General features: G+C 69.8%; 18 protein-coding genes and 2 tRNA genes. 9 read left to right on the forward strand and 11 right to left on the reverse strand.

Going from position 1 to position 21,500, the window contains the following annotated elements; translation table 11 throughout:
• Positions 1-33 precede the first annotated feature (33 nt).
• A complete protein-coding gene (locus ACYBSK_RS04310; protein WP_460245220.1) occupies positions 34-1,104 on the forward strand; it encodes a 2-aminoethylphosphonate ABC transporter substrate-binding protein in 1,071 nt (356 codons plus the stop codon).
• A 25-nt stretch (positions 1,105-1,129) separates the two neighbouring features.
• On the opposite strand, the gene ACYBSK_RS04315 is transcribed toward ACYBSK_RS04310, so the two are convergent.
• Positions 1,130-1,909, reverse strand: a complete 780-nt coding sequence (locus ACYBSK_RS04315; protein ID WP_457475482.1) for an HAD-IIA family hydrolase — start codon at positions 1,907-1,909, stop codon at positions 1,130-1,132.
• 136 nt (positions 1,910-2,045) lie between these two features.
• On the opposite strand from ACYBSK_RS04315, the gene ACYBSK_RS04320 reads away from it, so the two are divergent.
• The gene (locus ACYBSK_RS04320; protein WP_460245221.1) at positions 2,046-2,636 is read left to right on the forward strand and encodes a hypothetical protein; all 591 of its coding nucleotides are present in this window, start codon (positions 2,046-2,048) and stop codon (positions 2,634-2,636) included.
• Between the two features lie 6 nt (positions 2,637-2,642).
• Positions 2,643-3,323, forward strand: coding sequence for a class F sortase (locus ACYBSK_RS04325; RefSeq protein ID WP_457475484.1), 681 nt, complete (start codon positions 2,643-2,645; stop codon positions 3,321-3,323).
• Between the two features lie 232 nt (positions 3,324-3,555).
• Here ACYBSK_RS04325 and ACYBSK_RS04330 read toward each other — a convergent pair whose 3' ends face one another.
• On the reverse strand, positions 3,556-4,296 hold the full coding sequence (locus ACYBSK_RS04330; protein WP_460245222.1) for a GAF and ANTAR domain-containing protein: 741 nt from the start codon (positions 4,294-4,296) through the stop codon (positions 3,556-3,558).
• 173 nt (positions 4,297-4,469) lie between these two features.
• Between ACYBSK_RS04330 and ACYBSK_RS04335 the strand changes: the two genes are divergently transcribed.
• Complete coding sequence (locus ACYBSK_RS04335) at positions 4,470-5,468, forward strand: glycoside hydrolase family 6 protein (protein ID WP_460245223.1); 999 nt, start codon at positions 4,470-4,472, stop codon at positions 5,466-5,468.
• 110 nt (positions 5,469-5,578) lie between these two features.
• On the opposite strand, the gene glxA is transcribed toward ACYBSK_RS04335, so the two are convergent.
• The 3 genes from glxA to ACYBSK_RS04350 all read right to left on the reverse strand — a co-directional run bounded on the left by glxA (position 5,579) and on the right by ACYBSK_RS04350 (position 10,196).
• Positions 5,579-7,516 carry a radical copper oxidase GlxA gene (gene glxA, locus ACYBSK_RS04340; protein WP_460245224.1) on the reverse strand — a complete coding sequence of 646 codons (1,938 nt, stop codon included), beginning with the start codon at positions 7,514-7,516 and terminating at the stop codon, positions 5,579-5,581.
• Positions 7,513-9,477, reverse strand: a complete 1,965-nt coding sequence (locus ACYBSK_RS04345) for a glycosyltransferase family 2 protein (protein ID WP_460245225.1) — start codon at positions 9,475-9,477, stop codon at positions 7,513-7,515. Before ACYBSK_RS04345 ends, glxA begins: the two co-directional genes overlap by 4 nt.
• 642 nt (positions 9,478-10,119) lie before the next feature.
• Positions 10,120-10,196: transfer RNA gene (locus tag ACYBSK_RS04350), tRNA-Lys, on the reverse strand.
• A gap of 207 nt (positions 10,197-10,403) precedes the next feature.
• Here ACYBSK_RS04350 and ACYBSK_RS04355 point away from each other — a divergent pair.
• From ACYBSK_RS04355 to ACYBSK_RS04375, 5 genes are all read left to right on the forward strand, one after another.
• Complete coding sequence (locus tag ACYBSK_RS04355) at positions 10,404-11,708, forward strand: peptidoglycan-binding protein (protein WP_460245226.1); 1,305 nt, start codon at positions 10,404-10,406, stop codon at positions 11,706-11,708.
• A 20-nt stretch (positions 11,709-11,728) separates the two neighbouring features.
• Positions 11,729-12,850 (forward strand): SPFH domain-containing protein, encoded by a 1,122-nt coding sequence (locus ACYBSK_RS04360; RefSeq protein WP_460245227.1) that lies wholly within the window; start codon positions 11,729-11,731, stop codon positions 12,848-12,850.
• Positions 12,851-13,027: 177 nt separating this feature from the next.
• A complete protein-coding gene (locus tag ACYBSK_RS04365; protein ID WP_460246960.1) occupies positions 13,028-13,630 on the forward strand; it encodes a lytic polysaccharide monooxygenase auxiliary activity family 9 protein in 603 nt (200 codons plus the stop codon).
• A gap of 197 nt (positions 13,631-13,827) precedes the next feature.
• Positions 13,828-15,495, forward strand: a complete 1,668-nt coding sequence (locus tag ACYBSK_RS04370) for an AMP-binding protein (protein ID WP_460245228.1) — start codon at positions 13,828-13,830, stop codon at positions 15,493-15,495.
• Positions 15,496-15,549: 54 nt separating this feature from the next.
• A tRNA-Lys gene (locus ACYBSK_RS04375) sits at positions 15,550-15,626 on the forward strand.
• Between the two features lie 267 nt (positions 15,627-15,893).
• Here the strand turns inward: ACYBSK_RS04375 and ACYBSK_RS04380 are convergent.
• The 6 genes from ACYBSK_RS04380 to ACYBSK_RS04405 form a co-directional block, all read right to left on the reverse strand.
• Complete coding sequence (locus ACYBSK_RS04380) at positions 15,894-16,664, reverse strand: IclR family transcriptional regulator (RefSeq protein WP_457475492.1); 771 nt, start codon at positions 16,662-16,664, stop codon at positions 15,894-15,896.
• Between the two features lie 173 nt (positions 16,665-16,837).
• Positions 16,838-17,653 carry an ectoine/hydroxyectoine ABC transporter ATP-binding protein EhuA gene (ehuA, locus tag ACYBSK_RS04385; RefSeq protein WP_457475493.1) on the reverse strand — a complete coding sequence of 272 codons (816 nt, stop codon included), beginning with the start codon at positions 17,651-17,653 and terminating at the stop codon, positions 16,838-16,840.
• The gene (gene ehuD, locus ACYBSK_RS04390) at positions 17,643-18,290 is read right to left on the reverse strand and encodes an ectoine/hydroxyectoine ABC transporter permease subunit EhuD (RefSeq protein WP_457475494.1); all 648 of its coding nucleotides are present in this window, start codon (positions 18,288-18,290) and stop codon (positions 17,643-17,645) included. Before ehuD ends, ehuA begins: the two co-directional genes overlap by 11 nt.
• Positions 18,287-19,030, reverse strand: coding sequence for an ectoine/hydroxyectoine ABC transporter permease subunit EhuC (ehuC, locus tag ACYBSK_RS04395; RefSeq protein WP_457475495.1), 744 nt, complete (start codon positions 19,028-19,030; stop codon positions 18,287-18,289). Before ehuC ends, ehuD begins: the two co-directional genes overlap by 4 nt.
• Positions 19,027-19,959, reverse strand: coding sequence for an ectoine/hydroxyectoine ABC transporter substrate-binding protein EhuB (gene ehuB / locus ACYBSK_RS04400; RefSeq protein WP_460245229.1), 933 nt, complete (start codon positions 19,957-19,959; stop codon positions 19,027-19,029). Before ehuB ends, ehuC begins: the two co-directional genes overlap by 4 nt.
• Positions 19,960-20,051: 92 nt before the next feature.
• Positions 20,052-21,479, reverse strand: a complete 1,428-nt coding sequence (locus ACYBSK_RS04405) for an amidase (protein ID WP_457475497.1) — start codon at positions 21,477-21,479, stop codon at positions 20,052-20,054.
• Between the last annotated feature and the right edge of the window lie 21 nt (positions 21,480-21,500).

A 21,500-nucleotide genomic window follows, 5' to 3' on the forward strand; every position in this document is an offset into this window, starting at 1 on the left:
AAGCCCCGCCCTCACAACGGAGTTCACCACGTCATGCGCAAGAACACGCTCACCACCCTCGGCGCCCTGACCGGCAGCCTCGCCCTCGCCGCGACCCTCACCGGCTGCGGCGGCAGCTCCGCCGCCGCCGACAAGAACGTCGTCACCGTCTACAGCGCCGACGGCCTCAAGGGCGAGAACGGCGACGGCTGGTACGACAAGGTCTTCGAGGACTTCACCAAGGAGACCGGCATCAAGGTCGAGTACGTGGAGGGCGGCTCCGGCGAGATGGTGCAGCGCGCCGTCCGCGAGAAGGTCAACACCCAGGCCGACGTTCTCGTCACCCTGCCCCCGTTCATCCAACAGGCCGACGAGAAGGGCCTGTTGGCGGCGTACAAGCCGAAGGGGTCCGAGCATGTCGACGGCGCCGACAAGTCGGCCGACGGCACCTGGACGTCCGTCGTGAACAACTACTTCGGCTTCGTCTACAACAAGAAGGAGCTGAAGACCCCGCCCACCACCTGGGAGCAGCTCCTCGACGCGAAGTTCCGGAACAAGCTCCAGTACTCCACGCCCGGCGTCGCGGGCGACGGCACCGCCCTGCTCGTCAAGGCCATGCACGACTTCGGCGGCACGGAGCAGGCCATGGCCTACCTGAAGAAGCTCCAGGCCAACAACGTCGGCCCGTCCGCCTCCACCGGCAAGCTGGCGCCCAAGGTCGACAAGGGCGAACTCCTCGTCGCCAACGGAGACGTCCAGATGAACTACGCCCAGGCCAAGGACATGCCGAACCTCGGCATCTGGTTCCCGAGGAAGGGCTCCGGAGGCGCGGGCAGGCCGACCTCCTTCGCCCTGCCGTACGCGGGCGGCCTCGTGAAGAACGCCCCGCACACCGCCAACGGCAAGAAGCTCCTCGACTTCATGCTCGCCGCGAAGCAGCAGCGGGCCGTCAGCTCCGTCGGCGGCGGCTTCTCCTCGCGCGCCGACGTGCAGGCCACCGACGCGGACGCCGTCGCACTCGCCAAGATCATGGACGGCGTGCAGGTCTTCGAGCCGGACTGGACCGACGTCGCGAAGAACCTCCGGAGCTACGTCGACGCCTGGAAGACGGCGACCGGCAGCTGAGCGACCGGCCGCCCGCGCACGTTCCTCAGACCAGGTCGACGAGGTCCGCGATCGAGTCGACCACCTCGGTCGGCCGGAACGGGAAACGGTCTATGTCCGACTGGCCGGTGAGCCCGGTCAGCACGAGATACGTCGTCATCCCGGCCTCCAGACCCGCGAGCACGTCCGTGTCCATCCGGTCGCCGATCATGGCGCTGGACTCCGAGTGCGCCCCGATGGCGTTGAGCCCCGTCCGCATCATCAGCGGATTGGGCTTGCCCACGAAGTACGGGTCCTTGCCGGTCGCCTTGGTGATCAGCGCGGCCACCGACCCCGTCGCGGGCAGCACACCCTCCGTGGACGGGCCCGTGTTGTCGGGGTTGGTGGCGATGAACCGGGCCCCGCCGTTGATCAACCGGATCGCCTTCGTGAGCGCCTCGAACGAGTACGTACGGGTCTCGCCGAGGATCACGAAGTCGGGGTCGGAGTCGCTGAGGATGTACCCGGCCTCGTGCAGCGCCGTCGTCAGACCGGCCTCGCCGATCACGTACGCCGTACCGTTCGGCCGCTGGCTGTCGACGAACCGGGCGGTCGCCAGGGCCGAGGTCCAGATGTTCTCGACCGGCACCTCCAGACCGATCCGGTTGAGGCGGGCGTGCAGGTCACGGGCCGTGTAGATGGAATTGTTCGTGAGGACGAGGAACGGCTTGCCGGAGTCCCGCAGCTTCTTGATGAAGGCGTCCGCCCCCGGGATCGGCACCCCCTCGTGCATGAGGACCCCGTCCATGTCGGTCAGCCACGATTCGATGGGCTTGGGCTCTGCCATGCTTGCGGACTCCTCGGCGCTCGATCGACGGAACTGCCATCGTATGCACCCGCCCCTCCCGCTGTGACCTGCCACAGGAGCCTCTCGGGATGCGGAACGCGCCGGAAAGCGTGACCCTGCCTAGAGGAGGTTCACGATGCGTGCAGGACTGCTTGCTGTCAGTGCCGCGGGTGCGGCCGTCCTGGTGACCGCACCGGCCGCGGGGGTCGCGGCGGCCCCGACGGCCGACGGCGGCGCGGCGATCACCGTCACCCCGTCCGACGCCCCCGCGGGCACCGAGGTCGATCTGCGGGTCAGCGGCTGCGACGGCACCACGGGCAGCGCCCGCTCCGCGGTCTTCGTCACCACCGCCCGCCTTGCGCCCTCCGCCGACGGACCGACCCTCTTCGCGGAGGCCCGCGTGAAGTCCACCGCGGCCCCCGACACCTACCCGATCACGGTGACCTGCGACGGAGTCGACGGCAAGGTCACGGGCACGCTCCGCGTCCTCGACGCGGACGCCTCGACCACCCCCACCCCGACCGCCCCCGTGCACGCGGGCGGCGGCGGCACCGCGGCCGACGGGCAGGCCCTCGCCGTCCTCAGCTCCCCGGCCGCCGCCCCCGCCGAGGGCCCCGGCACCCGGCACGCCCTCATCGGGCTCGGCTTCACCGCGATCGCCGCCGTCGCCGTGGCCGTGCGCAGCGTCCGCCGCCGCCGGGCCTCCGAAGCGCCGACCAGGCGCTGACCCGGCATGGGCGACCGGTCGCAGGGCGCGGGGCGGCTCCTGACGGGGGTCGCCTGGGCGGTGCTGCTGCTCGGCCTGTGGCTGTGGGGGCGCGGCGCCACCGAACTGAACCTGTCCTCGCCGACCACCGGGGACGCGGCCGCCGTCGGCCGCCCCTCCGAGGTCCGCCTGCCGCCCGCCCACCAGCCCGTCGCGGGCGCCGCCCCGCAGCGCGTCGACATCGCCGCGCTGAAGGTGCGGGCCCCCGTCGTGGCCCGCGGACTGGACGGCGGCGGCGCCGTCGACCCGCCGCCGTACGCACGGGCCGGCGTCGTCGGCTGGTACGGCGAGGGGGCGCGGCCGGGGGAGCGCGGCACCGCGCTGTTCGTCGGCCACGTCGACACCGAGACCGAACCCGCCGTCTTCTACCACCTCAGCGAGGCGGAGCCCGGCGACACCGTGCGCGTGACGCGGGACGACGGCTCCGTCGCCGAGTTCACCGTCGACGACGTCCGCGTGTTCACCCGCGACGACTTCGACCCGGCCAAGGCGTACGGGCCGCACCGCGGCGACCGCGCCGAGCTGCGCCTGATCACCTGCGGCGGCACCTTCGACAAGGCCTCGCACACTTATGACGCGAACGTCGTCGTCTCCGCGTACCTCTCGGACGTCACGGGCGCCGACAAGGCTCCACAGCGGGCGAGTTGAGCGCGGGCGGGCGGGGCGGGCGCCTTGGGGCACCTGGCCCGGCCGACAGCACGCTCCCCCCGGAGCCGCCGGCCGGGCTGGTCCTCGACCGCGCGGGCAGCGGGCTGCGGGAGGGCCCGGCCTCGGCACGGGAGGCTGTGATGATCCATCGGTTCGGGCAGGCCAAGGACTGGGGCCCTGCACCCCGACTCTAGAACGCTTTGGCGGTGCGGCACAGAGTGTCGTCGACGGTTCACAGGGAGTCGGGCCGGATCCGGGCGTCGGGCAGGGCGCGGTGGATCACGGCGGACGCGACCCGGTCGAGCGGCAGCCGGTTCGTCCGGGCGTACCGGCGCAGCGCCGAGAACGCGGTGTCCGGCACGGTCTCCCAGCGCTCCGCGAGCATCCCCTTGGCCTGCTCGATCCGTACGCGGCTGGCGAGCGCCCCGCGCAACTGCTCGGTCAGTTCCCGGTACTCGGTGTGCACCCGGTGGTTGTGCAGCCCCACGGCCGCCGCGTCGGCGAGGGCCTGCGCGAGCGCCGGCTCCCCGTGGTGCGTGGCGGGCTCCGGCTGGAACACGGCGAGCGCCCCCACCATGTCCTCGTCCCGGCGCAGCGGGACCGCGTACGCGGAGGCGATGCCGCGGCCCCGGGCGATCACCGTGAACACCGGCCAGCGCTGCATGGCCGTCGTCGACGCGAGGTCCACGGGGGCGACCGCCTGCCCGGTCCGCAGCGCGTCGTGCGCGGGGCCCGCGGGGCCGTCCGCGTCCACCAGTTCCCGGACGACGTCGTGCCGGTCGGCATGATGTGTCGCGGGTGCGGGAAAGCGGGGTTGGGAGAGCAGGACGCCCGCACCGAGCGCACCGAGCAGATCCACGCAGTGGTGGGTGAGCCGGTGCAGGCAGCGCGGCGGGTCGAAGGAGTCCCGGAATATCTCCGCGTACTCCAACAGGGCCGCTGCCAGACGCAGTTCACGCGTCGCGTGGGACATGTGGCGCCCCCCTTCCCCCCGCGCACCAGAGAGTTCTTGGGCGCCGCCTACCCGAGGCGCGGGAGCTGTAACAGGTCCTTGACAAGGGAAGCACGCGCTCGTGGCACGACAGGGGCGTATGCCAGGATTGAGAGCCAGGCAGTGCACCCAAGGGGGAGTGGATGTACCGGAAAATGAGGACTGGAGCGGTCGTCGTGGGGGCGGCACTGCTCGCGGCGGCTTGTACGTCGTGTTCCTCGGGCGGCGGGGACAACGAGGGCAGTGACGCCGGGTCGCCCGTGAAGCAGCAGCCCAAGAGCGCGGATCCGTTCTGGGTCAACCCGGAGAGCAAGGCCGCGAAGGCCGTCGCGAGCCTGTCGAAGGACGGCAAGGACGACGAGGCCGCCACGGTCCGCAAGATCGCCGAACAGCCGAGCGGCGAGTGGCTCCTGCCGGAGAACGCGCGGGACCAGGCGCGCGGCTTCACCGAGGCGGCCCAGAAGGCCGACCGCGACGCGCTGCTCGTCGTCTACAACATCCCGCACCGCGACTGCGGCCAGTACTCCGGCGGCGGCGCCGCGGACGGCAACGCGTACCGGGAGTTCATCGACCAGGTCGCCGCGGGCATCGGGGACCGCCCCGCGACGGTGATCCTGGAGCCCGACGCGGTGCAGCACATGGTGGACAACTGCACGCCGGAGCAGTTCCACGAGGAGCGCTACGACCTGCTCAAGGGCGCCATCACGAAGCTCACGTCCCTGAAGAACACGACGGTCTACCTCGACGCGGGCAACGCGGGCTGGGGCAAGCCCGACCAGATCTACGAGCCGCTGAAGTGGTCGGGCATCGACCAGGCCGACGGCTTCTCGGTCAACGTGTCGAACTTCTACACCACCGAGGAGTCCGTCAAGTACGGCAAGGAGCTGTCGGCGAAGGTCGGCAACAAGCCGTTCGTCGTCGACACGAGCCGCAACGGCAACGGGCCGTACACCGGCGGCGCCGCCGACGAACGCTGGTGCAACCCGCCCGGCCGCGCCCTCGGCGAGACCCCCACCACCAAGACCGGCGACCCCCAGGTGAAGGCCTACCTCTGGGTCAAACGCCCCGGCGAATCCGACGGCACCTGCAAGGGCGGCCCCAAGGCCGGCGAATGGTGGGGCGAGTACGCCCTGAAACTGGCAGAAGCCAAATAGCCGTTGGAGCCCCTGCGGCGATTGAGCAGCGGGGTCCGGGGCGGAGCCCCGAGTCGTAGGCAACGACAACGACGACTCGGCGCTCCGCCCCACTCCGCATGGCGGCCCGCCTAGGGCACCCGCACCCACTGCGCCTTACTGGGCGTCCCCTCGTCGTCCGTGACGAACAGCATGTACCACCCGGACTCGACCAACGACCGACTCCTCGGCACCCCCACCGTCACCGACCTGTCGGACTTCTTCAGATCGAGCGCGATCGACGTCTGGTCCACGTCCGTGACATGCGTCGACGCACTCGGCCGAATCAACCGCGCCGACTTGATCGACGACGCGTGATCCGTCTTGTACGTCGCCGACCCGCCCCGCCGGATCGTCCGCTCGCCACCCTCCAGCGTGGGCCGCGAGTCCCGGTACAGATACGGCGGCGTGTACATCTCGATGCGCTGCTCGAACACCCCCGGCTTCGTGTTCGCCTTGTCGGCGTACAGCGAGTCCGAACCGAAGAACAGCACGCGCCCGTCGGGCAGCAGCAGCGAACCCGAGTGGTAGTTGCGGCCCACGTTCGGGTCGGCGACCCGCTTGAACGTGTTCTTCTTCGAGTCGTAGATCCGCGCCTCGAGGATGTTGGAGTCGCCGCGCCCGCGGTAGTCCTGCGAACCGCCGGCGACCAGCACCGAGTCGTCGGGGAGGATCGACGCCTGCGGATAGCGCGTGCCCGTGTCCAGGCTCGGCCCGTCCACGAACTCCGGGTTCCGGTCCGTCAGGTCGACGATGCGGGTCTTCTCGCTGGACAGCTTGGACTCGCCGACACCACCGCCGCCGACCACCATGTACGTCTGGTTCTGCGCGGGCGGCAGCTCGACCGTGTTGGCGGTCTCCAGCATGTTGGCGTCGGAAAGCCCCGGGATCTTCTGGAACTTGTTGGTCGTCAGGTCCCAGATACCGGGCTTGCGCCCGACGTTGTCCGGCCCGTAACCGGCGTTCGCGCCCGAGTAGAAGATCTTCCCGTTCTCCATCTGGAACAGCGCCGGATAGGTCGGGAACTGGCGGACGTCCTTCAGGTACGTCCACTTCTTCGTCTTCGGGTCGTACACCTCGTTCTTGCCCGGCACCAGCTGCCCGATCTCGTCGAGCCCGGACACCGAGAGGACCTTGCCGTCGGAGAGCGTGGTCAGCGTCGGGTACCAGCGCGCCTCGTTCATCGGGTCGACCTTGATGTACTTCTCGGCGACCGGATCGAACTCGTAGGAGTCCTTGATCCCCTGGAAGTCCTTCTTGTCCAGGGCGAGCTTCTGCGCGATGCCGTACACATTGCGCGCGTCCTGGCCGGTGAGGCCCTGCACCCGGTAGTTGTCCTGGGTACCGGTCTCGTACTTCGCGCCGGACTTCTGCGCCTCCACGTACACACGGCCGAGGCCCGGCTCATTGCGCAGGAACCGTCCGGTCGCCTTGTCGAAGACCTTCTTGGCGCGCTCGATGGTGATGTTGTCCTTGGCGACGAACGACTTGCCGTTCTTCTTGCCCGTGAAGACCGTGCCCGCCTTGATGGTCTTGGGCGCGTCCGGGTCCTCGTTGTGCACGATCATCAGGCCGCCGGCCTTGGTGACGTCGCCCTTCAGCTTCTCGTAGCGCTTGGTGCCGCCCGCGATCAGCAGATTCCCGTTCGCCAGCTGCGTATGTCCCGTGCAGAACAGGTCACTCGGCGTGTCGATCTTCTTGATGGTCTTCTTCACCGGGTCGTACAGCCGGGTGTCGAACTTCTTCGCGTCGAAGTTCTTCTGGTTGTTCCCGGAACCGGCGACCAGCAGGATCTTCCCGGTGTGGAGCAGCGCCGCGTGGATCGTGTTGAGGCGCATGTTCTGAGGGAACTCGATGACGTCCCAGTGCCCGTTCTCGGCCTTGTACTCCGGTCTGTTGATCTTGTACTCGTGGTACTTGGCCGACCCGAAGCGGTACAGCCAGGGTCCGTTCATCCCGGCCAGCGCCAGGACCACCACCGTGCCGATGACTATGCGCCGGGCACGGCGGCGGCTCGCACCGTCTTTCACTGCTTACGTCCCCCCAGGGAAATCTGCATGGTCTCTTCGTTGCCCCCGCCCGCCGTGGTGCCCCCGCCCTGCGGCTGCGCGGCCCAACTGGGCTTCTGCTGCGGCACGGAGTGCGCCCGGGACGGCGCCACCGCTTCGGGGCGCTCCTGCCGCGGGGCCTCGGAAGCCTTCGGCTTCTTCTTCTCCTGGCGGAGCATGTAGCGCCACGCGAACATCGGGGCGGCGGTGATCAGCAGGGCGAACGTGGCCCACGTGATCATCGCCGGGTGGGAGTGACCATAGACGAAGCCCGCGGTGATGGACGCGGCGAAGATGAGGATGAAGTACCAGTGGTAGCGGAAGGTCCCGAACCAGCGGTCGGGGCTGGCCGAGTCGCCCTTGGGCGTCACCACGAACTTCGACTTCCGGCGCAGCAGCGAGTCGATCAGCGCCTTCGCGTACAGCGGCGCGGACAGCGCCGACATCACCATGCCGGCCACACCGCCGGAGCCCTCGGGCTCGTGCGGCGAGACGTTGTGCCGGCGGTTCCAGATGTACAGGCCGATCTGGAGCGCCGAGGCGTTGCCGTACAGCATCAGCCAGACCGTCGGGTCGATGTTGACACCCGAGGCGCCCAGACCCAGGAACAGCGCACAACTCAGCGCCGCCAGAATCCAGTTCATGGCCGCCATCGGGTAGAAGATGATCATCATCGTGTAGTTGAAGAGCTTGCTCGGCGGGAGCGTGAAGAAGCCCTTCCAGTACTGCTTGAGGATCGTCTCGTACGTACCGCGCGACCAGCGCATCTGCTGGGTGAAGAAGTCCGTCCAGGCGCTCGGCCCCTCACCGACCGCCAGCACGTCCGGCGTGTACACCGAACGCCACTTCTTGCCCGTCGCCGGGTTCTTGTGGCGGTGGATCTCGAAGCCGGTCGCCATGTCCTCCGTGATGGAGTCGTAGAGGCCGCCGATCTGCTTGAGCGCGCTGATGCGCACCGCGTTCGAGGTGCCGACGAACATCGGCGAGCCGTACCGGTTGCCCGCGCGCTGGATCAGCGCGTGGAAGAGGAACTGCTGGGACTCGGCGGCCTTGGTGATGAAGTTGTCGTAATTGCCGTACACCTGGGGGCCGATGACGAACCCGACGTTCGGGTCGCGGAAGAAGCCGAGCATCCGCTCCAGGTAGTTGGGCAGCGGCACGTGGTCGGTGTCGACCGAGGCGAAGAAGTCGTACTCGTCCCCGTGCGCGTCCAGCCAGGCGTTGTAGTTGCCGTGCTTGGTCTTCGCGCGGTGCGGGCCCTTGGGCTGGTTCCACTTCGCGACGCCCTTGCGGGAGAAGTGGTGCACGCCGAGGCGCTCGCAGACCTCCTTGACCGCCGGGTCGTCACCCTCGTCGAGGAGCCATACGTGCATGAGACCCCGGTGGCGCAGCTTCACCGCCGCCTCCAGGGTCTTCGTCACCATCTCCAGCGGTTCCTTGCCGGGCACGAAGGAGGTGAGGAACGCGACGCGGGTGCCGGTCTCCGGGACCACCGGGATGGGGTCGCGGGCGACCAGCGTCGCGTGTGCGTTCGACAGCACGTTCATGCAGCGGAAGAACTCGATGAGGCCGATGGACACCAGCATCACGATGTCCAGGGCCGGCAGGAAGTCGTAGGCGGGGTAGTCCCGTTCGGTCCAGTGCTCGGGCTGCATCAGCCAGAACAGCAGGACGAGGGAGAGCAGCGGCGCCGCGCCCAGCATCAGCGCGGCCCGGACCCTGTGCGGTTCCTGTGAGAGCAGTGAGCGGTAGCGCACCGTGTACGGCTTGTTCGGATCGGGCTGGGTCAGAGGCCCGGCAAGCCGGCTGTAGTGCTCGTAGTCGTACCGTGGCAACGATTTCCTGAGGCGGCGGAAACCGGCCGTGCGCTGTGGTGGCAGCCGCAGCTGGGTCGTCTCGGACGGGTCGAATTCCGGCCGGGCGCCCGTCGGCGTAGACGTCATGAGTCATCCCCCCGCACGCGTCACCGCGTGGTCGTGGTCCTGCGCCCGGGAACGGGCCCCCTGACCGTGCCCCCGGACGTATCACTGGCGGGCCACCGTCCCACCCTTACCTACTTACATAAGACTGGTACGGCGGCCTTCCGGTTGCATGATGCCCCCCTCGGCATCGGTTCATGGGCGGGGCCCCCTCCCCGCGCGGTCGGCAACCGGTGTTCGGGCCCGGCTCGACTCGGTGCCCGCTTCAACTGCCTTGTACCGTAAGCATCTTGGGAGCCAAAGGCTCCATGACAGAGTGCTGTGCCCCGGTTCATGATCGCAAGGCCGATACGCAGCGAAACATGCCGTTTACCGCTTCTGCCCGAGCCGTGCCCCACGCCACGGGGCTCCGCCCCGGACCCCGCTGCTCAATCGCCGCAGGGGCTTGATGGGGCGCACCCGCCGCCGAACGCGGACATACGCAACGAGGCCCCCGCACTGCGGGGGCCTCGCTCTTCTGTGCGCCATCAGGGACTCGAACCCCGGACACGCGGATGCTGCATTTCCCCGGGGGATAACCCCCGGACCCCCAGCCGGGCTTGTCGGCGTCGGGGTTGTGCGGTGTTCATGACGAAAGCCCCCCGCTGTTGCGGAGGGCTGTGCGTCTGGTGCGCCATCAGGGACTCGAACCCCGGACACGCGGATTAAGAGTCCGCTGCTCTAACCAACTGAGCTAATGGCGCCTGTCGACGTGCATAACTTTACCCGACCCTCCGGGGTGCTCCTGACCACTCGACGCGCCGAGGAGATAGGTGGTTTCTGTGGATTTCCACCTTTTGGACCGTCAACATGCGATTTGCGTGGACAGTTGAGACGCTTCCAGCGTGCGAAATCGAGGCTTGTTATTCCGAAGTCCGGCACCGGAGTGTGAGGGGAATCGCATGGAGCGCATGGACGCACCCGTTTTCGAGGACGTCGACCCGGCCGAGGACTGCGACTGCGCGGGCTGCGCCGAATGGCGGCGGACCGCACACCACCCGGCGCGCGCCAAGGCGTGCACCCGGCACGCCCTGGTGCTCGCCGCCGCCGCGGGCACCGTCATCGGCGGCGTCCAGACCCCCTCGGCGACCGCGGCCGAGCACCACGAGGCCAGACCGCTCACCCCCGCCCCGGGCGACGACGCGGACCGGACACCGCAGGGCGGCACCGGCCCCCTCCACGGCGCCCCCGGCCAGGCGGCCGCCTCCGTCTCGCTCACGAAGTCCACCGCTCTGCGCAAGACCTCCCGCGCCGCGATCCTCGACCGCGCGCGGACGTGGATCGCGGCCAAGGTGCCGTACAGCATGAACAAGTACTGGAACGACGGGTACCGGCAGGACTGCTCCGGGTTCGTCTCCATGGCCTGGGGGCTGCCGGGCAACGAGTGGACCGGGAGCCTCGCCCAGTACGGCACCCGGATCACCAAGGCCCAGCTCCAGCCCGGCGACATCCTGCTCTTCCACAACCCGTCCGACCCGGAGAAGGGCTCGCACGTCACGATCTTCGCCGGCTGGACGGACAGCAGCCGTACGCACTACATGGCGTACGAGCAGACCCGCCCCGGCGCGCGGATGCAGTCCACCCCGTACGCGTACTGGAGCAATTCGAGCCGCTACATCGCGCTGCGCTACAAGGCCGTCACGGACGGCAGTTCGGGTTCGCGCGCGACGACGACGAAGTTCCCCGGCACCAAGTACTTCGGCCCCGGCAAGAACAACAAGTACGTCACCCGGCTCGGGGAGATGCTCGTCGAGCGCGGCGGCAAGCGCTACTACCGGGTGGGCCCCACCCCGCGCTGGAGCGACGCCGACCGCAGGGCCACCGCCGCGTTCCAGCGCGCGCAGGGCTGGCGCGGCAAGGACGCGGACGGCATCCCCGGGCCCACGACCTGGGCGTATCTGTCGAAGGGGCAGGGCCGGAGCATTCCGCCCGTGGGCGGTGGCGGCAGTGGCGGGTCCGCCGGTGAGCGGGCCGGGTCGACGGCCTTTCCCGGGCGGGACAAGTTCCGCTCCGGCGCGCGGAACGCCGATGTCACGCGGCTCGGCGAGCAGCTCGTGAAGAAAGGATTCGGCACCTTCTATCGCACGGGTCCCGGGCCGCGCTGGACCGAGGCGGACCGACGCAACGTCGAGGCGTTCCAGCGGGCCCAGGGCTGGCGGGGCAAGGCGGCGGACGGCTATCCCGGCCCCGAGACCTGGCGCCGGCTCTTCTCATGACGCGCAACGCGGAGGATTCCATGACCGAAACCGACGGAGGCACGCGCACCGCGCGGCTCATCCGCAACGAGTCCACCACCGAGATCCCGGTCCACCTTCTCTTCCGTGACGACCCCGACCCGGTGGCCGTGCCGCTGCGGCCCGCGGTGGTCTCCACCGGGAGCATCGGCAGGGCGGGGGCGGGCGTACGCGCGGGTGCGGTCGAGAGTGCCGCCGCCCCGCCGCGGCCCGCGCCGACCGTCGACCCGGACCTGAAGGAGCGTCCCGCACGGGCGCTGCCCGGGGTCTTCGGCCTGTTCGGCGGAGCCGTGGGCGCGGCCGGGGTCACGGCCTCGCTCGGCTGGGCGGGGGAGCTGCCCCGGATCATGACCGACCTCGCCGGGCGGGCGGGGATCGACGGGATCGCGGCCGCCGGGTTCGGCCCGGCGCAGTGGGCGGCGCTCGCCGGGTCGGGTGCGCTCGCCCTGTTCGGCGTCGGCGGGCTGGCGCGCGGGCGCACCGGCGGGGCCTGGGTGCTCACTCGCTTCGGCCGGTACCGGGGGAGTGTGCGCAAGCAGGGGCTGCTGTGGCTGAACCCGCTGGTCCCGCGCCGCCGCGTCGACCTGCGGCTGCGGCACTGGCGCAGCGAGCCGATGCCGGCGGTCGACACCAATGGCGAGGCGCTGCGCGTCGTCGTGCTCGTCGCCTGGCGGATCAAGGACACGGCGCGGGCGACGCTCGGGATCGCGGACCACGAGACGTACTTGCGCGAGTGCGTGGAGGCGGGGCTCACCAGGGTGCTGGCCCAACTCCCCGCCGACGTACTGGAACGGGACGAGCCGGTGCTGCGCAACGCCGAGGCCCTCGGCGACCTGCTCACCCGGCGGCTTGCCGAGGACGCGGAGGCGGTCGGCATCGAGGTGTTCTCGGCGCAGCCCACCCGGATCGAGTACGAGCCGGAGGTGGCCGCGGCGATGCGGCGGCGCCGGATCGCGGCGCTCGACGCACGGCAGCGGGACACCGTTCTCGCGTCGGTCGTGGACTCGGTGGAGGACACGGTGACGCGGCTGACCGCGCGCGGGCTCGTCGATCTGGACGACTACGAGCGCAAGCTGCTCGTGAAGGACCTGACGGTGGCGTTCTACACGGGGAGAGGGGAGTAGCGGGGGAGAGGGAGGTGGTGGGGTGACGGGGAGTGGGGCGTTCCGGGAATTGCGATTGGTCTGGACATGCCCAATGGGCGGTTCTACATTGGGCGTTGGTCTAGACCTGAACCATCGCTGTGCGCACGGCTTCCGGCACCACTCCCAACACCCCCCAGGAGCGGCAGCATGCGAAGAATCTCCAAGCGTACGAAGGCGTACGCGGGCCTGCTCGGCCTGACCACCGCGGGAGCGTTCGCGTTCTCGGCGGGTGGTGCGAGCGGTCACGGTTACACCGATCTGCCCATCAGCAGGCAGAAGCTCTGTGCGAACGGGTCCGTCAGTGGGTGCGGCAACATCCAGTGGGAGCCGCAGAGCGTCGAGGGTCCCAAGGGGTTCCCGGCCGCCGGGCCCGCGGACGGCAAGCTGTGTTCGGCCGGCAACGGTGGCTTCAGCGCGCTGGACGCGGCGAAGCAGCCGAACGGGAACGCCTGGCCGACGACGAAGGTGACGGGCGGTCAGAGCCAGACCTTCCGGTGGCAGTTCACGGCGCGGCACTCGACGACGGACTTCCGGTACTACATCACCAAGGACGGGTGGGACCAGAGTCAGCCGTTGACGCGGGCGGCGTTGAACACGACGCCGTTCCTGACGGTGCCGTTCAGTGGGCAGCCGCCGGCGACGTTGTCGCACTCCGGCACGTTGCCCTCCGGGAAGTCGGGGCATCACGTGATTCTTGCGGTGTGGACGGTTGCGGATACGGGGAACGCGTTCTACGCGTGCTCGGACGTCACCTTCTGATCCTCCGCGGCCCCGGTGCGTCGCCCCACGGCGCACCGGGGCACCCGGCCCCCCGCCCCCACGCCTCGGGGCTCCGCCCCGGACCCCGCTGCTCAATCGCCGCAGGGGCTTGAACGGGCATCGCCGCAGGAGCTTGAAGGGGTGGGGCGGGTTCGCGGGGTGGGAATCTGATGGGGTGTCAGTTATGGTGCGGGCGCATGGGGAACGTGGCGGAGACGTTTGCTGAGTTGGTTCAGGCGCGGTGGGGCGACCGGCGGCCGGGGCTCGCCTCGGAAGGGCTGATGCTCAGCCAGCACCAGGTCGCGGCCGGCGCGGCGGCCCGAGCCGCGCTGCTCGGGGAGCTGCTGCCACGGTCCGGGGAGCCGCACGTCGGGGTGCTGCTCGACAACACGCCGGAGTTCCCCCAGTGGCTCGGCGCCGCCGCCCTCTCCGGCGCGGCCGTGGCCGGCCTCAACCCCACCCGGCGCGGCGCCGAACTCGCCCGCGACATCACGCACACCGAATGCCGCGTCCTGGTCACCGAGCGCGCCCACCTCCCGCTGCTCGACGGCCTCGCCCTGCCCGGCGTCCGCATCCTCGTGACCGACACCGACGCGTACGACGAACTGCTCGCGCCCTACGCAGGGGCCGAACCGCAGATCGCCGCCGGGGTCGGGCCCGGCACCCGCATGCTGCTCTCCTTCACGTCCGGCTCCACCGGCGCGCCGAAGGCGGCGCTGTGCACGCAGGGGCGGCTGGCGGCGGCGGGCCGTTCCCTGGTGCGCAGTTTCGGGGTGAGCGCGGACGACGTCCACTACATCTGCATGCCCCTCTTCCACGGCAACGCCGTCATCGCGGACTGGGCACCCGCCGTCGCCGCGGGGGCGGGCGTCGCGCTGCGCCGCCGCTTCTCGGCGTCCGGCTTCCTGGACGACGTACGGAAATTCGGCGCGACGTACTTCACCTACGTGGGCCGGGCCGTGCAGTACATCCTGGCCACGGAGGAACGGCCGGACGACCGCGACAACCCCCTCCGGGTCGGCTTCGGCACCGAGGCGGGGGCGGTGGACGCGGCGCGCTTCGAGGCGCGGTTCGGGGTGCGGCTCGTGGAGGGGTACGGGTCCTCCGAGGGCGGCGCGGCGGTGCAGCGCACCCCGGACACCCCGGCGGGCGCGATCGGCCGTGCGGCGCCGGGCAGTGACCTGGCCGTCCTGGACCCGCGGACGAAGGAGGAGTGCCCGCCCGCGGCCTTCGACGGGGCGGGCCGGCTCCTCAACGGGGCGGTGGCGATAGGTGAGCTGGTGAACCGGTCCCGTTCACCGTTCGAGGGCTACTGGCGCAACGACGCCGCGTACGCGGAGCGCGTCCGCGAGCACGGCTGGTACTGGACCGGCGACCACTTCTACCGGGACGCCGACGGGTTCCTCTACTTCGCCGGGCGCGGCGACGACAAGATCCGCGTGGACAGCGAGAACCTCGCCCCCGCCATGATCGAGAACATCCTCGCCCGCTGGCCGGACGCGGCCGCCGTGGCGGTGTACGGGGTGCCGGACCCGGTGGCCGGGGACCAGGTGATGGCGACGCTGGCGCTCCACGAGGGCGCGGCCTTCGACGCGGCGTGCTTCTCGGCCTTCCTGCGGGCCCAGTCGGACCTGAGTACGAAGATGCCGCCCCGCTTCCTCCGGATCGTGGACCGGATGCCGGTGACCGCCACGAACAAGGTGCGGCGGGGTGAGCTGCGCCGCGAGGGGTTCTGGTCCGGCGGCACGGTGTGGTGGCACCCGCCGGGCGAGCCCGCCTACCGCCCCCTGACCTCCGCCGACCAGGCCCGCCTCACGACCTCCTACCGCGAACACGGCCGCGAAACCCTCCTCACCGCCCCGTGACGCCAGTGGTCGGAAGCACCCCCTGGGGCCAGGTAGTATTTACCTCGTCAACCGGCGCCATTAGCTCAGTTGGTTAGAGCAGCGGACTCTTAATCCGCGTGTCCGGGGTTCGAGTCCCTGATGGCGCACCAGACGCACAGCCCTCCGCAACAGCGGGGGGCTTTCGTCATGAACACCGCACAACCCCGACGCCGACAAGCCCGGCTGGGGGTCCGGGGGTTATCCCCCGGGGAAATGCAGCATCCGCGTGTCCGGGGTTCGAGTCCCTGATGGCGCACAGAAGAGCGAGGCCCCCGCAGTGCGGGGGCCTCGCTCTGTTGCGGCTTATCAAGCCCCTGCGGCGATTGAGCAGCGGGGTCCGGGGCGGAGCCCCGTGGCGTGAGGGACGGACGGGTGGGTCAGATGGTCAGGGAGAGGAGGACCGGCGCGGCCTCCTTGTTGAGCTGCTCCGCCGCATCGTGCAAACGGTGCGCATGCTCGACCGGCAGGGAAAGCGCAAGGCAGCCCACCGCCGCCCCCGCCGTGATCGGCACCGCCGCGCACACCGTCCCCACCGCGTACTCCTGAAGATCCAGCACCGGAACCGTCGCCGGCTGCGACGCCAGCCGCGACAGCAGCACCTTCTCGTTCGTGATCGTCCGCGACGTGAGCCGCGCCATCTTGTGCCGCGAGAGATGGTCCCGCCGCCCGTTCATGTCGAGCTGGCCGAGCAGGCTCTTGCCGATCGCGCTCGCGTGCGCCGAGACGCGGAAGTCCACCCACTCGTTGACCGCGGGCGCCTCCGGCCCGGCCGCGTACTGCGTGACGCGGATCTCCCCGTCGACGTAACGGCTCATGTAGACCGCCGCGCCCACCTCGTCCCGCAGCCGGTCGAGCGTGCGCTGGAGCTTCTCGGTGAGCGCGGTCGCCCGGCCTTCCGCGGCGCCGATCCTGGTCAGGGTCTCGCCGGTGATGTACGCGCCGTCGGCGGTCTGCTGCACGTACCCCTCGCGCCGCAGCATCCGCAGCAGCGCCGTGAGCTGCTCGGAGGGGAGCCCGGAGAGCCGCGCCAGCTCCGTGTCGGTCACGCCCACGCCCCGGTGGGCGACGGTCTCGAGCACGCGCAGTGCGAACTGCACCGCGTCGTGCGGCTGGTGCGAGGACGCACCAGACTCGTGCTTCAGCGCCACGGTTTCCCCCTGCAAGGACCGGTTCCGGACAGCTGGGCCGAAGTCCACGATAGCTGCCAACGCCCGCTTTATGGGCGGCGGTTGGGGAGATTGGTGGCGCGTTCCGTGCCCCTCAGCAGGAACGCGCCACCGTGGCATATGTCAAAGTCATGCACCACTCGGTGAGCGGCTGGTCACAGCACGGCGCTGAGGAACTCCTGCGTGCGCTCGTGCTCCGGCTCGCTGAAGATCTTCTCCGGCGGACCCGACTCGATGACCCGGCCGGAGTCGAACATCAGCACCTGATCGGAGATGTCCCGCGCGAAGTTCATCTCGTGCGTCACGCACAGCATGGTGATGTCGGTGGTGTGCGCGATGTCGCGCAGGACGTCGAGGACGCCCGCCACCAGCTCCGGGTCGAGCGCCGAGGTCACCTCGTCCAGGAGCAGCACCTGCGGCCGCATCGCCAGGGCGCGGGCGATCGCCACGCGCTGCTGCTGACCGCCGGAGAGCTGCGAGGGGTAGGCGTCGCAGCGGTCGCCGAGGCCGACCATGTCGAGCAGCTCGCGGGCCCGCTGCTCGGCCTCGTCCTTGGGCAGGCCCAGCACGTTGACCGGGGCCTCGGTGATGTTGCGCAGCACGTTCATGTTCGGGAACAGGTTGAACTGCTGGAACACCATGCCGATGTTCTTGCGGATCTCGCGGATGTGCTTCTCGCCTGCGGGGACGAGCTTGCCGTCCTTCCGCTCGTGCGTGAGGTACTCGCCGCCCACGCTGATGGTGCCCTCGTCGGGCTTCATCAGGGTCATGAGCAGCCGCAGGATCGTGGTCTTGCCGGACCCGGACGGGCCGATCAGCGTCACGTGCTTGCCGGACGCGACGGAGAAGTCCAGGTTGTCGAGGACGGTGTTGCTGCCGAACCGCTTGGTGACCTTGTCGAAGCGGATGAGCTCGCTGCCGTCGACGGCGGGATTGGGGATTTCCTGGGAAGTGCTGCTGTCAGCGGACAAGACGACGCTCCAAAACTCGCAGAAGAAGAGAGGCCGGGTAGGCGATGACGATGAAGGCGACGCCGACGATGCTGATCGCCTCGTAGGTGAAGGTGGTCTGGCTGTAGTTCTGGGCCTCGCCCAGCATGTCCAGCGCACCGATCGCCATGATCTGCGGCGACTCCTTCAGCATGACGATCACGTAGTTGCCGAGCGCCGGGATCACACGGCGCACGGCCTGCGGCAGGATCACCGCGCGCCACGTGCGGCCCTTGGGCAGGCTGAGCGCGGTGGCCGCCTCCCACTGGCCGACGGGCACGCCGTCGATACCGGCCCGGTACACCTCGGACGTGTACGTCGAGTAGTGCAGGCCGAGGCCGACGATGCCGGTGACCAGCGGCGACATCGAGATGCCCCACGAGGGAACGACGTAGAAGAGGAAGAACAGCTGCACCAGCAGCGGCGTGTTCCGGATGAACTCGGTGACCGTGGTCACCGGCCAGCGGACCCACTTCGTCTGCGACCGCTGGAGGATCGCCCACACCAGGCCGAGGGCGAAGGCGATGATCACGCCCCAGAACAGGGCCTGGACCGTCACCCACAGGCCGTCCCAGAACAGCGGCATGAAGTCGCTGACATTGGACCAGTCCCAGTTCACTTGGCACCTCCGGCACCGGTGACGGCGTCGATCGTCGACTTGGAGCGCATCCCGCCGAGGATCACGCGCAGTCCGCCCTGCTCAGGGGCCTGGCCGATGCGGCTCTTGGCGTGCCGCTCCAGCAGCCGCATGAGCCGGGTGAAGATGAAGGCGAACACGAAGTACAGGACGAGCAGCAGCGTGTAGATGGGCGCGCTCTCGCTGGTGACGAGCCGCTGGAGGTTGCCCGCGAACGTCATGTCGGCCACCGCGATCAGGGAGACCAGCGAGGTGCCCTTGAGGAGCTCGATCAGCAGGTTGTTGAACGGCGGGATCATCTCCGGCCAGGCCTGCGGCAGTTCGATGCGGCGCAGCCGCTGCGCGCGCGTGAAGTTGAGGGCGATGCCCGCCTCGCGCTGAGCGGGCGGCACCGCGGCGAGCGCGCCGCGCACGATCTCCGAGCCGTACGCGCCGTAGGTGATGCTCAGCGCCAGGACGCCGGCGAACAGCGGCTCGAACTGGACGCGGAAGAGCATCGGCACGGTGAACGCGATCCAGAACATGAAGACCAGCGACGACGTGCTGCGGAAGATCTCGAAGTACGCGCCCGACAAAAAGCGCACGATCCAGAGACTGGACGTGCGCAGGATGCCGATGACGAACGCGATGACGAAGGCGATCACCGCGCTGAGGACCGTGACCTCGAGGGTGACCCAGATGCCCGGCAGGAACCAGTTCTCGAAGAACTTCGCGGACATCATGAGGCGGCTCCCTCGACAGGAGGACAGAGTTTCTCGACCGTGAGGTCGGTCATCTCCTTCTCCGTGAAGCCGAACGGCGCCACGATGCGCAGGAGTTCACCGCTCTTCTTGATCTTGTGCAGCTCCTTGTTGAAGGCATCGCGCAGGTTCTTCTCCGACAGCCGGAACGCGAAGCCGCCCGCCCCGTAGGCGGGCTTGCCGTCGACGACGGGCTGGAACGGAGTGGTGGCCTCGACCCCCTGCTTGCCCTTCACCACGTTGCGGACCGTGACGGCCGTGCCCGCGAAGGCGTCGACCCGGCCCTGGCGCACGGCGTCCATGCCGGCCACCTGGTCGGGGAGGACCAGTACGTTGCCGACGCCCGCGGCCTTCGCGTACTCGATCTCCGCGTACGCCGTGCCGCTCGCGAGCTTCAGCTTCTTCTTCGCGATGTCCTCGTACGACTTGATGCCCTTGGGGTTCCCCTTGCGCACGATGAACGAGTCGAGCATGAGGTAGTCGGGATCGGAGAACAGTACCTGTGCGCACCGGTCCGGATTGATGTACATGCCCGCCGATACGACGTCGAACTGCTGGGCCTGGGTCAGACCGGGAATGAGTGCACTGAATTGGGTGGGTACTGCCTTCACCCTGGGTACGCCGAGGCGCGGAAAAATGACTTTGGCGATCTCCGGCGCCTCCCCGGTGACCTCGCCGTTCTCGTCGATGTAGCCGAACGGGACCTCGCCCGCCACACCGATCCTGACCTCGCCGGAATCGCGCAACCGGTCCAGCAGGTCCCCGCCCTCGACCTTCCCCTCCTCAGGCACGCGGGTGCAGGCCGCGGTGCCGAACACACCCAGCGCCGCCGCTCCCGCACCGTAGAGCAAAGAGCGGCGGCGAACTGGTCTGGCGATGAATCCCTCATTGTTACCAAGTGGTGGAGCCATGGCGCGCCATTACCCGAAGGGCCGAAAGGTATGCCTATCGCTTTCAGCCCTTGATAAAGCCGATATCAGAATTACGGCAAAACGCCGATGTCCTAACTTTCTTGGATTGCAGTGCTGTTGAGGCCGGAGTGTCCCTCACCCGCGACCCCCGCCTCGTACAGCGCGTGCGCCACGCGCAGCACCGTCGCGTCCTCGTGCCGCGCCGCCACCACCTGGAGTCCCACCGGCAGTCCTTCTTCGCCGACTCCCACGGGGACGGATGCGGCGGGCTGCTGGGTGAGGTTGAACGGGTACGTGAACGGGGTCCAGCCCGTCCACCGCCGCAGCCCCGACCCCTTCGGCACCTCGACGCCCGCCTCGAACGCGGTGATCGGCACCGTCGGCGTCACCAGCAGGTCGTACGTCGAGTGGAAGACGCCCATGCGCCGGCCCAGCGCCATCCGCGCGTCGACCGCCGCCAGATAGTCGAGCGCGCTGTAGCGCGCGCCCCGCGTGCAGATCTCCCGCAGCCCCGGATCGAGCAACTGCCTCCGGGACGCCGGGAGATGCTGCACCACCCGCGCCGCCCCGCTGAACCACAGGGTGTGGAAGGCCTCGACCGGATCGGTGAAGTCGGGGTCCACCTCCTCGACGTACGCCCCGAGTCCGGCGAGCCGCGTCACCGACGCGCGCACCACCGCGGCGACGTCGGGCCGCACCGCGACCTGGCCGCCGAGCGACGGCGAGTACGCGATCCGCAGCCCGCGCACCCCGGCGCCCAGCGCCTCCCGGAAGCCGCCGGTCACCGGGCCCTGCGCCGACCAGTCCCGCGGGTCGGGGCCGGAGATGACGTCCATCATCAGCGCCGCGTCCGCCGCCGTCCGCGTCAGCGGGCCCACGTGCGACAGCGTCCCGAACGCCGACGCCGGATACAGCGGAACCCGCCCGTACGTCGGCTTCAGCCCGAAGACCCCGCAGAACGCGGCCGGTATGCGGATCGAACCGCCGCCGTCCGTGCCGAGCGCCAGCGGACCGGCCCCCACGGCAACGGCCGCCGCCGCCCCGCCACTTGAGCCGCCCGCCGTACGCGAGGTGTCGTACGGGTTGCGCGTCACGCCCGACACGGGCGAGTCGGTCACGCCCTTCCAGCCGAACTCCGGTGTCGTCGTCTTGCCGACGAACACCGCGCCGTGCTCGCGCAGTCGCGCCACGGACGGCGAGTCCTCGTCCCAACTCCCCGTCGTGGACGTGGTCCTGGAGCCCCGCAGCGTGGGGGCGCCCTTCTGGAGGAGGATGTCCTTCACGGTCACCGGAACCCCGTCGAGCAGGCCCGCCGGCTCGCCCGCCCGCCAGCGCCGCGCGCTCGCCTCCGCGCGGGCGAGGGCGTCCTCCGCGTCGACCCGCACGAACGCGTTCAGTACGGGTTCGGTCGCCTCGATCCGCGCGAGCACGGCGCGCGTCGCGTCGACGGGGCTGAACTCCCCCTTGCGATATCCCTCGACGAGGCTTTGCGCGGTCAGTCCGGTGAGCTCGGTCGTCATGCGCCCTCCAGGGGAAAGATC

This window comes from Streptomyces sp. BYX5S, assembly GCF_054724165.1.